This is a genomic window from Halodesulfovibrio sp. (assembly GCF_025210605.1).
GTDB lineage: Bacteria > Desulfobacterota > Desulfovibrionia > Desulfovibrionales > Desulfovibrionaceae > Halodesulfovibrio.
Map to the genome: position 1 here is coordinate 148802 of NZ_JAOARI010000002.1, position 12342 is coordinate 161143.

Annotated in this window: 10 protein-coding genes; 7 read left to right on the forward strand and 3 right to left on the reverse strand. The window is 44.8% G+C overall.

Translation table 11 applies throughout. The features are described 5' to 3' along the window. Positions 1-25: 25 nt before the first annotated feature. The 3 genes from N4A56_RS00740 to N4A56_RS00750 are packed head-to-tail and all read left to right on the forward strand — an operon-like array spanning position 26 to position 3798. Positions 26-1597 carry a flavocytochrome c gene (locus N4A56_RS00740; RefSeq protein WP_295544323.1) on the forward strand — a complete coding sequence of 524 codons (1572 nt, stop codon included), beginning with the start codon at positions 26-28 and terminating at the stop codon, positions 1595-1597. A 33-nt stretch (positions 1598-1630) separates the two neighbouring features. Further along, positions 1631-2089 (forward strand): cytochrome c3 family protein, encoded by a 459-nt coding sequence (locus N4A56_RS00745; protein ID WP_293669204.1) that lies wholly within the window; start codon positions 1631-1633, stop codon positions 2087-2089. Between the two features lie 23 nt (positions 2090-2112). Further along, complete coding sequence (locus N4A56_RS00750; RefSeq protein ID WP_295544325.1) at positions 2113-3798, forward strand: cytochrome b/b6 domain-containing protein; 1686 nt, start codon at positions 2113-2115, stop codon at positions 3796-3798. A 255-nt stretch (positions 3799-4053) separates the two neighbouring features. Here the strand turns inward: N4A56_RS00750 and N4A56_RS00755 are convergent, their stop codons facing one another. After that, complete coding sequence (locus N4A56_RS00755; protein WP_295544327.1) at positions 4054-4362, reverse strand: hypothetical protein; 309 nt, start codon at positions 4360-4362, stop codon at positions 4054-4056. A 338-nt stretch (positions 4363-4700) separates the two neighbouring features. On the opposite strand from N4A56_RS00755, the gene N4A56_RS00760 reads away from it, so the two are divergent. Beyond that, positions 4701-5264, forward strand: a complete 564-nt coding sequence (locus N4A56_RS00760) for an Hsp20/alpha crystallin family protein (protein ID WP_295544329.1) — start codon at positions 4701-4703, stop codon at positions 5262-5264. A gap of 633 nt (positions 5265-5897) precedes the next feature. Further along, positions 5898-7913, forward strand: a complete 2016-nt coding sequence (gene cooS / locus N4A56_RS00765) for an anaerobic carbon-monoxide dehydrogenase catalytic subunit (RefSeq protein ID WP_295544331.1) — start codon at positions 5898-5900, stop codon at positions 7911-7913. Between the two features lie 98 nt (positions 7914-8011). Here cooS and N4A56_RS00770 read toward each other — a convergent pair whose 3' ends face one another. After that, a complete protein-coding gene (locus N4A56_RS00770) occupies positions 8012-8143 on the reverse strand; it encodes a hypothetical protein (protein WP_295544333.1) in 132 nt (43 codons plus the stop codon). Positions 8144-8148: 5 nt separating this feature from the next. On the opposite strand from N4A56_RS00770, the gene N4A56_RS00775 reads away from it, so the two are divergent. Then, positions 8149-8958 (forward strand): HPP family protein, encoded by an 810-nt coding sequence (locus N4A56_RS00775; protein WP_293669192.1) that lies wholly within the window; start codon positions 8149-8151, stop codon positions 8956-8958. A 58-nt stretch (positions 8959-9016) separates the two neighbouring features. On the opposite strand, the gene N4A56_RS00780 is transcribed toward N4A56_RS00775, so the two are convergent. Next, a complete protein-coding gene (locus tag N4A56_RS00780; protein ID WP_295544336.1) occupies positions 9017-10627 on the reverse strand; it encodes a sigma 54-interacting transcriptional regulator in 1611 nt (536 codons plus the stop codon). A gap of 482 nt (positions 10628-11109) precedes the next feature. On the opposite strand from N4A56_RS00780, the gene N4A56_RS00785 reads away from it, so the two are divergent. Further along, a complete protein-coding gene (locus N4A56_RS00785) occupies positions 11110-12339 on the forward strand; it encodes a paraquat-inducible protein A (RefSeq protein ID WP_295544338.1) in 1230 nt (409 codons plus the stop codon). Positions 12340-12342 lie beyond the last annotated feature (3 nt).

The following is a 12342-nucleotide window of genomic DNA, read 5'->3' on the forward strand; positions in this document are numbered from 1 at the left end:
TTATATGCAAGGGAGTGTTCATTTAATGTCTGTTTTTAAAGATAAAAACAAAATCGAGGCTATGAGTCGACGAAAGTTACTCAAAAATGGTGGGGCAATCGCTGCCGGTAGCCTGCTTTTCGGCGCAGGTACTGCACTGGCAAGCGAAAAATCTCCATCTGTTCGTTCTGAACTTCCTACTACTAAGTGGGATGCAGAATTTGACGTGCTGGTTGTAGGTAGTGGCTTTGCTGCTCTTGCTGCTGCTATCGAAGCGCGTCGCAAAGGTCTTGATGTTATGATCGTGGAAAAAATGCGCGTAGTTGGCGGCAACTCATGCATTAACGGCGGTCTGTTTGCAGTAGCCGGAAGTGATCTGCAAAAGAAAGAAGGCGTACGCGACAGCATCGACACCATGGTGAACGACATGCTCGCTGCGGGACGCGGTATCAACCACGTTGAGCTTACCAAAACTATCGCTGAAGGTTCTATGGAAGCTTACAACTTCGCGGTAGATTGCGGCGCTATCTTCAAACCAAAACTTTCCTGGCTCGGTGGTCACTCCGTAGCCCGTACATATCTCACACACAATGCATCAGGTTCCGGCATTGTACGCCCTCTTGTTAACACTGCTCGTGCAGAAGGCGTTGTGCTCCGCACCGGATGTAAAATGTTAGACTTCATCGTAAACGATGACAGCAAAATTGTTGGCATGCGTGTACGAGACAACTACCGCTTCCCAGATGAAGAAAGCGGACAGATTCGTTACTTCAAAGCCCGTCGCGGTGTTGTTCTGGCATCCGGTGGTTTCAGTCAGGATGCTAAGTTCCGCGCAACACAGGATCCTCGTCTTGCTGGTGAAATTGATAGTACAAACCAGCTCGGTGCAACTGGCGAAGCAATGCGTGCTGCATTCCGCGCTGGCGCTATTCCTGTGCAGATGTCACTCATTCAGCTTGGTCCTTGGGCTTCTCCTGATGAGCAGGGCTTTGGTGTTGCTTCCATGTTTAACATCCAGTCCGGTTTCCGTTACGGGGTAATGGTTGAACGTGCTACAGGTAAACGTTTTGTAAACGAACTTGCTGACCGTAAAACCCGTGCTGACGCTATGCTCACAAAAATCAGTGACAGCGGCGAACCTGACTACCCAATCATTGTTGTAGACAGTAAAGGCGCAGAAGCATGTCCTACACTCGACCGCTGCTTGAAATACAAAGTTGTCGGTGAGTTCTCTACAATCAACGAGTTAGCGAACTTCTACAAAGTTCCTGCGGATTCTCTCGAAAAAACAATCCAGAATTACAACAAGTATGTTGCTGACAAGCATGATCCAGAATTCGGCAAGCCGCTTTCTACTGCTACACCTATTGTAAAAGCACCTTTCTACGCTGTTCGCGGCTGGCCGAAGGTTCACCACTGCATGGGCGGTGTACAGATTGATACAAAAGGTCATGTGCTTCATTCGCAGACATTCAAACCAATCGACGGTCTGTATGCTGCTGGCGAAGTTACCGGTGGTCCTCACGGTGCAAGCCGACTTGGTAGCTGCGCTATTACCGACTGCCTTGTAATGGGACGCATTGCCGGTAAAAACATTGCCGACAATGAGCCTAGTTAGTCACTGTTGTAACTGCATTGAAAGAGAAGAATAATGAGTAAAAAAGTAATAGTACTATTGGCACTTGTACTTGTTGCAGTATGCTGCATCGTGGCAAATGCAAATTCAAACAAGGAAGCCGAGAAGCCGACCAAGGCTGAAGTTGTATTGAAAAAAAATCGTGTTCGTCAGAACGCAATCACATGGATGGACAGCAATTTGTTCGGCAAATTACCTGTGAAAAAATTCCATGAAAAAATTCACCAGAACGGTGCTAACTGTGAATACTGCCACGGCGTAGTTTCACCAGTAGAACCAGCAGACATCAAAAATTGTTTCCAGTGTCACGGTACACCGGAAGATATTGCAAAAAGAACAGAGAAGTTAGAGCCAAACCCTCACAATTCTCCGCATTGGGGAACAGAGCTTCCATGTGATTCCTGCCACAAAGAGCACGGCAAATCAGAGTTTTATTGTAAGAATTGTCACCACTTCGACTATCAGGTTCCTTAAGCAAGAGTACAGGAGATATGCAAATGGTAAAAAGAGCATTTGCCCTGTGCATAACATGCTCGCTGATAGCCTTCTGGTGCTGTACAGCTTTGGCTGTACCAACAGAACCTGATGAAACAGCGAAGTTTTATGCCAAGGCCAAAACATTACAGCAGAATGCTGACATCGCGAATGAGCGCTGTATGTCGTGTCATGGCGACAGTTCAATCAATGATAAGTGGAGAACCGACAGAGGTCGCAAGCTACAGCTGTATGTGGATCCTGTAGCATACCGCAACTCTGTCCACGGTGGTCAGCAGTGCCAAAGCTGCCACCTTGGCAAAAACGAAGCAGCATTCGATACCGCTCCTCACCAGTTTAAAGGTAAGCCAGCGGAAAAAGAATGCAGCACCTGTCACGGTAAGTTTTTCGAAGATATCTACAACCAGACACACGAAAGCTACCACTACAAAGCTATTGTTAAAAAAGGTAAGGAATTTACCTGTTCATCATGTCATGATGCACACGTATTTACGCTTCCTTCCCGTACAGAAGACATTCCGGCAAATATAGAGCAGGCAAACAAGGCATGTATTCAATGTCACTCTGATTTGCGCGGATATGAAAAACTGACTGACAAAAAGCTTCTCGATCAGGATATGTCTCACTGGTTCTTGCCGAACAAAAAACAGCATTTCGCTTCAGTACGATGTGTTGATTGTCACGGTATGATGGGCGGAACAGTTGTTCACACCATTGAACCAGTAGAAAATATCAAAGTCGATTGTGGTCGCTGTCACACCGAAAAAACTGCCATCACTTCAACTCTGTACAAGTACAGAAGTGAACAGCGCGCATTCTCGCTGTTAAACAAAAATGTTTTTGATGATTCCGAACTCGTCAAAAAGAACAAGGATGCGATTGCCGAACGTAAAGACCGAGCAGATTCCCCATTCGGCTTTATGAACGCCGGTTTGCTTAAAAACGAATATGTAATTGGAATTACCCAGTCCACAATGCTTAATGAAGGCTTTTTCTCCGCCGTTATTGCATTGCTTCTTGTCATTGCCGCCCACACAGCAGCTCGCGTGCTCGGCACCCGCGCTGTCTACGGACATGGTAAAGAAGAATTAATGTTCCCTACAGCAATCCGCGTATGGCACTGGTTGAACGTACTGTTGTTTGCAGCTCTCATTGTGAGTGGTTTTGCAATGCATTACAGCTCCATAATGGGCTTCAAGGCAGCGCAATACATCCATAACCTGTTTGCACCTGCACTGGTTGTTCTGTGGATATGGCAAGTACTCTACTTGGCAGCATCTGGACAGATCAAGCAGTACGCTCCGGGTAAAGGATTTATTGGAGCTTTGCTTAAACAGACCCGTTACTACGTATGGGGTATGTTTAAAGGCGAACACAGCCCTGCGGGACACAGTGTAGACAACCGTCTTAACCCATTACAGAAAGTAGCTTACGTGAGCGTCTTCTTCGTTGCACTGCCTGTACTTATTCTTTCAGGTCTTGCACTGATGTTCAGCGCGCACCTTCCTGAAGTGATCATGGGATACGACGCGAAATGGTTAGTCTCAACCGTACACGTCGGAGTATCATTCTTCTTGGTATTGTTTGTTGTTGTGCACTTATACTTATGCACAACAGGACATAGCGTTTTCGCTTTAATCAAGAGCATGGTAACCGGCAAGGCTATCACTCACCATCCTAAAAAGTAATCTTCAGCCTCGCTAAGCAGAAGATACCTTCATCAAATGCCCGCCATGGTCTCATGGCGGGCATCGTATTTTGATATGCCGTAATAAAAAAGAGAGTATCCAATCTGCATCGCCTGCGGTCTATATCACACTCCACTGGATACAAGACACCATCAGCAGCCAAATCATTCTATGAAACATGTACCTGTGCCGGGTCTTCTCCTTCCCGACATCAACTCAATTCTTTTTTACAGCAGAAACCTTGCGGATAACGTCTTAAGATAATCCACGTTTGGAAGCTTTAAGCGGGTTAATTTTCTTAGTGGTCGTTGTTACAAGCTTAATTTTGTTTCTGTTCTCTTCAAACATATCCAATGGAGAGAAACCAAGTTTTTCCAGCTTCTCTACAACATACGTACGATCTTTTGCATAACGGTTCGTATCCGCAAGTCCGGTATCAATCCGCTCTTGAGTCGTGAAGTACAATCCATTTGAATCAATCGCGACAAACAATGACTTACCGTCTTCTTCGATTGTCTGAATAATCATATCTTGTGTTGTTCCGAATCGATTTATTCGTGCCATATGAATCTCCCACGTTTTTTTATACGGATATTGAAATTGATAATCAAAGTCAACCAGAAGTAGAGACATAAAACAAACCAAAAACAGAGTGCAGTGCACCTGCACCCAGCTGTTATCTAATACTAAAGATACTGCCGAAGACAATTATAGTACGTATTTTTTCTACACAGAAAAGCGGCATATCCGCTTGAAATAAGAGCATGCGGCAATACCGCGGCAAAGCGTGGAACCCGTTATAGCTGGTGGATTAACATTGACACTAAAAGGCATCCACATACTATATTGGTTATCTCTGTTGAATCCAAAATTCTAGACCCAATATAGTTATGGAGAGTATTATGGATACAAACAAGTTAAATCCTTGGAACTGGCTTAAAAAAGAGGATGAAGAAATAGCTACGTTGCCGACAAAACAGCGTAAATCAGGTCAGCAAGACAGCCCAATGCCATCATCGTTGCGGAGTCTTCATGATGAAATAGACAGGCTCTTTGACAAGGCTTTCCATGGAATAAATTTTCCGTCTTCATTATTCGATAAAGAATCTTTCTCTATGCTGAAAGAAGGCACATTGAAACCTAACGTTGACATATCCGGCACTGATACTGAATATACCATTACTGCGGAACTTCCCGGTATGACAGACGAAGATATCTCCATTGAACTGAAAGGAGATGCATTGGTTTTGAAAGGTGAAAAGCGTCAGGAAAAAAAATCGGAAGAAGAAGGGTACTACAGGGTTGAACGAAGTTACGGTTCATTCCTGCGTGTACTCAATATTCCGCAAGATGCCGATGCTGAAGGCATTAAAGCCAAATACGAACATGGCGTGCTCGCTATCACCTTACCTCGAAAGGTTGAAGCAATTCCTGAAACCAAAAAAATTAGCATTGAACAACAGTAGGTAGAATTCATCAACACGAAAGCAGGCAGATCGCTGCCTGCTTTTTTATTGTCTTCTACTTTGCCTAGTTAGCAGACATCTGTCTCCATCTTCCGGCTAGCACATGCTGAACAATGCAACCAGTGCGGTTACTTCATTGGTATTGCGTACTAAACAATCTTGTCTAATTTTATGGTAGAGCAGCATATCTCTTTCTAATATCTTTGCTGCTATAAATCTTCGTTCAAAAAAAATATCTTCAACAGCATAAAACTACAGACAAAATCATCCCTTCAGCCCCTTCTTTATTTTCATATTCTCATTACGAAAAATCACGAAATTTTGTGATTTAGAATCACGGAATATCGTGATTTACCAAATTTACGTGATGCGTATTTCTGCAAAATCGCTGCAAACCAGCGGTTTTCCCTATCAAACAGAATGGCATGCACATTGCTCTTATAGAGTAACTACAGCTGACACCCGAATGCTCACTTTCAGGAGTATACGCCATAGGAAGGACTCCCTACGTTCCATCCACTCCTGAAAGTAAGCACCATTCAGCTAAATCAGGTGCCAACCCCCAATGCACAAAGCACCTGACGTCCAGCGCAACACCTTTCGCAAGGCTTAACCTAAAGAGGAGTTTCGAACATGGAAAAAAAACACACCCATAGCCACGATCATCTTGGCTGCGATCACGACCATCATCATGACCATTCCCACGATCCAAACGATTTTACAGATTATATGGCTGCGGTAAAAGAATACCGTGATTCTTTTGCCACTAAGCAAGAAGTGATGGAACAGGCTCCAGACCCTGCTGTTAGGGAAATGGTTGCCTATATGGACAGTATTGGTTGTGAAAACTGTTTCGACCGTTTCGATAAACAAAAACCACACTGTACCTTCGGACTGGCGGGGGTATGTTGTAGAATCTGCTCCCTCGGTCCTTGTAAAATTACTGCAAAATCACCTCGCGGTACATGTGGCGCTAACGCTGACCTTATTGTAGCACGAAACATGGTACGCGCTGCTGCTGGTGGCGTTGCCGGACATGGTGCACGCGCACGCGAAGTAATGCTTACCCTACGGAAAGCTGCCTACGGTGAAATTGATCTTCCTATTGAAGGAAAAGACAAAGTCATGGCTGTTTCCAATCTGTACGGTCTTGATACCGAGAACAAGACTGTGGAAGCATTGGCTGGCGAAATCGCAGATATCCTTCTTGAGGATATGAGCCGTACCGTTCCTGGTAAGCATAGAACTCTTGAAGCTCTGGCTTCTCCTGAAAGAAAAAAGGTATGGGAAGAGCTGGGTATTATTCCTGTCGGTTCTTATCATGAAGTGTTCGAAGCACTCCATTCGACTACTGTTGGAACACAGGGTGACTGGCGCAAGGCGATGGATCAGTTCCTCCGTCTCGGATTGACCTTCTCCATGAACAGCGTAGTTGGCGGCTCCATCGCGAGTGACTGTCTCTACGGTATTCCTACACGCAGTACAGTAAAAGCAAACGTTGGTGCGTTAAAGAAAAACCACGTAAACATAGCAGTTCACGGCCATGCTCCAATGCTTGCAATGGAAGTAGTTAAAACTGCCCGTACCGATAAGTTTATACAAATGGCGAAAGAAGCTGGCGCTGATGGAATTCAGTTCTACGGCATCTGCTGCTCCGGTCTTTCAAGCATGTACCGCCTTGGCGGTGTTATTCCTCTTTCCAACGCTAACGGTTCTGAACTGGTTGTTGCTACTGGTGCTCTTGACCTTTGGCTTGCAGATATCCAAGAAGTTTTCCCGGGTATTATGGATGTTGCTAACTGCTTCAAAACTGTTGTTGTTACAACAAACGAATCCAACAGATTGCCTGGTGCTGAGCACATTGGATACAAACGAGATTTGTCCGACATGGACAAACTCCCTGAACTTGCGGATAGAATTGTTACCCGCGCCATCGAAAGCTACAAAAACCGTGTTGATGTAAAACGCCGCATCCCTCCATTTGAAGTAGAAGCGGAAGTTGGATTCGGTCTTGAATATCTTTCAGAATACTATGGTGGCAGCGTGAAGCCGATTGCCGATGCATTAAAAGAAGGCAAACTCCTCGGCATTATTAACCTTGCAGGCTGTACAAACACACGTATTGTTTTTGAAAAAGCAATTGTTGATATCGTGGACATTCTGCTTAAAAACAACATTCTCGTGTTTGCAAACGGTTGTGCAGCATTCCCAATGACCAAACTGGGCTACTGTTCCGTTGAAGGACAAAAGTACTGTGGTCAAAGCCTTAAAGACTTCCTCGGTTCCGATATGCCTCCTGTATGGCATTTCGGTGAATGTATCGACAACGCGCACGCTGTCGCCACCTTCGGTACACTAGCCGGTATACTTGAACAGCCGATTAAAAACTTGCCGTTCGCTGAAGTAACACCAGAATGGTCTAACGAAAAAGGCGTAGGTGCTGCCCTCGCATTCCGCATGCTCGGCTTCGACTCCTACCACTGTGTCCATGCACCTGTAGAAGGTTCTAAAAAAGTTAAAGAATTCCTCTACGGTGGCACAAGTGAACTGCTCGGTTCCTGCATGAACGTTGATCCTGATCCGGTCAAAGTTGCAAATATGATTATTGCTGACTTCAAAAAAGCTCGGGAAAAAATGGGATGGGACTAACCGGAAGTAATTTCGCTGCATCTTCCGACACAATAACCAGACACCATTGGTAAGCTGCATTCAGCTGTCACAGCTTACCCCATAGTGACAAAGTGCTTCTATAAACGTCCGCCTCCGGCAGTTTCTGCCAAGTACAGAACAACCTGTGGCGGACGTTTTTTAGCATCAAGAGCAGCCCCGAAAGCAAATGCTCTACCAGTCATCAGCATCATTTTTACATAGGGAGGCATGCGCCATGCAAACTCCGAAGTCAGTACAAATAAAAATGACCTCCTTTAACAGGCAGGCATTTTCTAAAGAGATCTATCGCCCCGGAGTGATCTCTTTATCACGTATTATATGGGGATCTATTGGAAGCGCTCTCCTCTTAGGGCTTGTTGCGCTATTATCTGGAATCACAGGTGTTGCAGTCCTTTTCCCACCACTGGCGGCGACGTGTTTTATTAATTCTACCTGTGTCTTTCTTCGTGTGGCACGACCAAAATCAGTCATTGTTGGTCACTTTGTCGCCTCGTATTGCGGGCTGGCAGGTGTCTGGACGGGAACAATGCTAGGTGCGGGAACCGAATTTGAAATCCCCCTCAAGCTGGGATTTGCCATGCTATATGCAGCAATATTTATGCAAATATTCGATGCAGACCACCCTCCTGCGGCGGCAACAGCAGCTATTCCTGCAATACTTCCGCTCCCGATGTCTGACTTCCTTTTCCCGCTTTACATGGCGTGGGGCGGAACACTTACAGTACTTTTCGCGCTGCTTTGGAATAGAGTCTGGATGGAATTTCCGGCAAAAGATATTGATAACACCACAAAGTGCGCCGGATTATTTATGGATAAGCCGCAAGTGGTTGGGATGAGCATCTGCATGCTGAGCTTCGCGCTCATGTGCTGCAAAGAAACTTTTGAAACAATATATGTGATAGGATTGGCAGGAATGGTGACAGGTGTACTGGTATTAGGCACGCATCATTTTTGGCATCTTCTTCCTATTAAAAATCTGCTCAAGCTGCTGGACAAAATCATGAAGCAACGAGTTCAAACCTAAAAAGCTAAACCAACCGTACTCACGAGCGAGCTAAACAACACAGAGGAAGCACACAATACTATTTTGCGAGGTTATATTTCTTGATTCGAGTCGCCAGCGTCGTTGCCTTGATACCTAACAGTTCCGCAGCACCATTAGGGCCGTAGATTTTCCAGTTACATCGTTCAAGGGCACGCTTTGTATTCTCAATTTGCAACTGCTTTACTTCCTGCTCAGTAAAAAGCCGCTCGTGATTATGCGACACATCGCGTGATGCATTTTTTTCCTGTAACGCTCCTGAAGCGTTAGGCAACTCAAGATGATTTGATTCAGCATTGCTGGATATTGCAAACCGCTCAACAATATTTTGTAGCTCTCGCACATTACCCGGCCAACGATATTCCATTAATTGCTGTATATGCTCTGAAGAAAACTGACGCGAAGGGCGGTTCATATTTTCAAGACACCGGGCAAGAAAATAGTTTGCAAGCGGCTCAATGTCTTCTGGACGTTCCCGCAACGGCGGAACCACAATCGGAAAAACATTCAACCGGAAATAAAGATCTTCTCTAAAATTACCTTTTTCAATTTCGAGATGTAAATTCTTATTGGTTGCCGCTATAATTCTTGTATCTACAGTACGGGTTTGCTCTTCACCCACGCGCTGATACTCACGCTCCTGCAACACGCGCAGCAGTTGCGCTTGATATTCTATAGGTATTTCCCCTATTTCATCTAAAAAGAGCGTTCCTGTATGCGCAGCTGCGAAAAGCCCTTCACGATGTGACACTGCTCCAGTAAACGCACCACGGGTATGCCCAAAAAATTCGCTAGCAAACAACTCTCTGGAAATTGATGCACAGTTCACTTTTATAAGTGGTTTATTCTTACGCTGGCTCCGTGCATGCACTTCACGGGCTACAAGTTCTTTGCCTGTGCCGGATTCTCCAAGAATAAGAACATTTGCATCCGTTGCGGCAACAAGCTCTATTTGCTTAAACACATGTTGCAGTGCCGCGCTTTTTCCGATGAACCGACCATATGATGATGTATTGGAAAGCTCTTTACGAAGAAATTCGTTCTCACCTTCTAACTGTTTTTTCAGTTGTGAGATTTTCTCGAAGGCTTCTGCATTCGCTAGTGTTGACGCGGCATGGTTTGCAATTATCCGCAAAACATCAAGCACCTGCGGTGTTAATTCTGACAAGGTAAAGACTGCAATAACACCAAGGACTTCTCCTTGAAAAAGCATCGGCTGCCCTGCAAACCCTTTAATACCCTCTTTTTTTGCCCATTCAGGGTGCGCAATCCATTTACTATCTTCTTCAATAGAAGGCACAACAACAGGCTCCCCCGTTGCAGCAATGTGCCCGACTTTACGAGCACCTAATGGGAAGCGTTTGTGTGCTCCATTAATTCGAGACCAGTCTTCTGAACCGTTGTATATGGATTTTCCGGCACTTGCGACTAAATGCAGACAAGAATTTTTGTCATAGCATTCATCAGCAACAAGGCATTCAGAACAAACATCTCCTTTAGCCTTCAGCCAGATACGAACTAAAGAAATATGTTTGAATTGCGATAACTTGCTCACAACTAGATCAAAAAGCGATTTAGTCGTACGCTGCTGTCCCATTTCGAGCAACAGCGATTGAACAGCGTCATTATTAAAATGAAAGGCATTGTCCATATTCATACTCAAAAGGTATAACAAGGTAATTGCTAATACAATAGGTAAAAACAATTCAACTGTACTTAACAGCATCACCATCAACAGATCTTTTCTAGTGCACCTAACTTGCTGCTTATTCTGCAATCAGCCACTCTTGTGCTTACTATTTTTCAAATGATAGGTGTTGCACACAAAAAAAACATCTGTAATACCCCCACCACAATAGTCTTTCTACCGCCGTACACCTACCAAAAACAAGTATTCTATACGGAATTGTAACAACGCATCATGTAAGCGGCATCGCAATCAAGACAAGTATTTCTCGTATAATCAACTGGCATTAATAGTTTATTTTCTGTATTGCAGTGGATAACCCCATCAGGTAATCCTTATCCATAAAAACTGATAGAGCTTTTTGCTGCGTGCAGATGGCATGAGAGCAAGAAAGTAGATATAACACGCACAGCAGCCTGAAAAATAGGGATCATAACTCGTATAAAATGACCACAAACACACCTACAACTGCCACCTGCCAATATTGCGGTTTAACGCAACAACTCCCCGCAATGGATGCAGATAGCAAAGCTGTGTGCATCCGTTGCCAATCTGTGCTGTATCATAAAACCAATGATACAAAACAAAGAACATTAGCACTTGCAATTACGGGTGTTATTCTTTTCATCATAGCCAACAGTTACCCGTTTCTTTCCATGGACTTGGAAGGACGTGTTCAGGAAACAACACTACTGACCGGTATGATCTGGCTATTTAAGCACAACATGCTGGGGCTTTCAGTTCTTGTTATTGGCACAAGTGTTATCGTTCCTCTTCTGCAACTTTCTTCATTGATATATATACTCCTGCCCATGCAATTCGGAAAATTAGCGCCTAAAACAGAAGTTGTCCTCCGAGTTCTTCGGCACGCTATGCCGTGGAGTATGATGGAAGTATTCTTGCTGGGTATCCTTGTCTCCATGATTAAGCTCACAAAAATGGCGATAATTACCCCCGGCATAGCTATATGGGCGTATTCCGCTTTGATTGTTGTTCTTATCAGCGCAATTGCAGGGTTCAATCCTGACAATGTATGGTGCAGGATTCCCGTTCAACCTTCGGATACAGATCAGGACGCATGTAGGGATTCCTGTACAATAACGTGCCATAGCTGCTCACTTGAAAGCACCGCATCGGTAGAACACAAAACAACCTGCCCTCGCTGCGGTTGCGGGTTACATCATCGCAAACCGAACAGTCTGCAAAGGACGACCGCCTTGGTAGTGGCAGCGATCATCCTATATATCCCTGCGAACCTGCTCCCGATAACTATTTCAAGCAAACTTGGTGTTGCTCACCCAGACACAATTTTAAGCGGCGCAATCCATTTTATGATGACAGGAGCATGGCACATTGCTCTCATCATTTTTGTTGCCAGCATACTTATTCCTCTTATCAAGCTGATTACACTCAGCTACCTGCTCATTTCCATACGGTTCCGGCATCAATGGAAACCTGAAGCCCGTACCAGACTCTACCGCTTCACAGAAGCTGTCGGACGCTGGTCTATGGTGGACGTATTCGTTGTCACCGTTCTCGTAGCACTCGTTCAGCTAGAGCCATTTGCTCTTGTTGAAGCTGGTTCCGGCGTTGCGTATTTTGCAGCCGTCGTTGTAATAACCATGATTGCAGCAGAAAGCTTTGACCCTAGACTCATATGGGATCAGAAGGATTAAAAT

What these genes read in the sequence shown, in the direction of transcription:
- N4A56_RS00785 (WP_295544338.1), top strand. Translation starts at nt 11,110, where the DNA reads ATGACCACAAACACACCTACAACTGCCACCTGCCAATATTGCGGTTTA.
- N4A56_RS00750 (WP_295544325.1), top strand. Translation starts at nt 2,113, where the DNA reads ATGGTAAAAAGAGCATTTGCCCTGTGCATAACATGCTCGCTGATAGCC.
- cooS (WP_295544331.1), top strand. Translation starts at nt 5,898, where the DNA reads ATGGAAAAAAAACACACCCATAGCCACGATCATCTTGGCTGCGATCAC.
- N4A56_RS00770 (WP_295544333.1), bottom strand. Translation starts at nt 8,143, where the DNA reads ATGCCTCCCTATGTAAAAATGATGCTGATGACTGGTAGAGCATTTGCT.
- N4A56_RS00745 (WP_293669204.1), top strand. Translation starts at nt 1,631, where the DNA reads ATGAGTAAAAAAGTAATAGTACTATTGGCACTTGTACTTGTTGCAGTA.
- N4A56_RS00740 (WP_295544323.1), top strand. Translation starts at nt 26, where the DNA reads ATGTCTGTTTTTAAAGATAAAAACAAAATCGAGGCTATGAGTCGACGA.
- N4A56_RS00755 (WP_295544327.1), bottom strand. Translation starts at nt 4,362, where the DNA reads ATGGCACGAATAAATCGATTCGGAACAACACAAGATATGATTATTCAG.
- N4A56_RS00780 (WP_295544336.1), bottom strand. Translation starts at nt 10,627, where the DNA reads ATGGACAATGCCTTTCATTTTAATAATGACGCTGTTCAATCGCTGTTG.
- N4A56_RS00775 (WP_293669192.1), top strand. Translation starts at nt 8,149, where the DNA reads ATGCAAACTCCGAAGTCAGTACAAATAAAAATGACCTCCTTTAACAGG.
- N4A56_RS00760 (WP_295544329.1), top strand. Translation starts at nt 4,701, where the DNA reads ATGGATACAAACAAGTTAAATCCTTGGAACTGGCTTAAAAAAGAGGAT.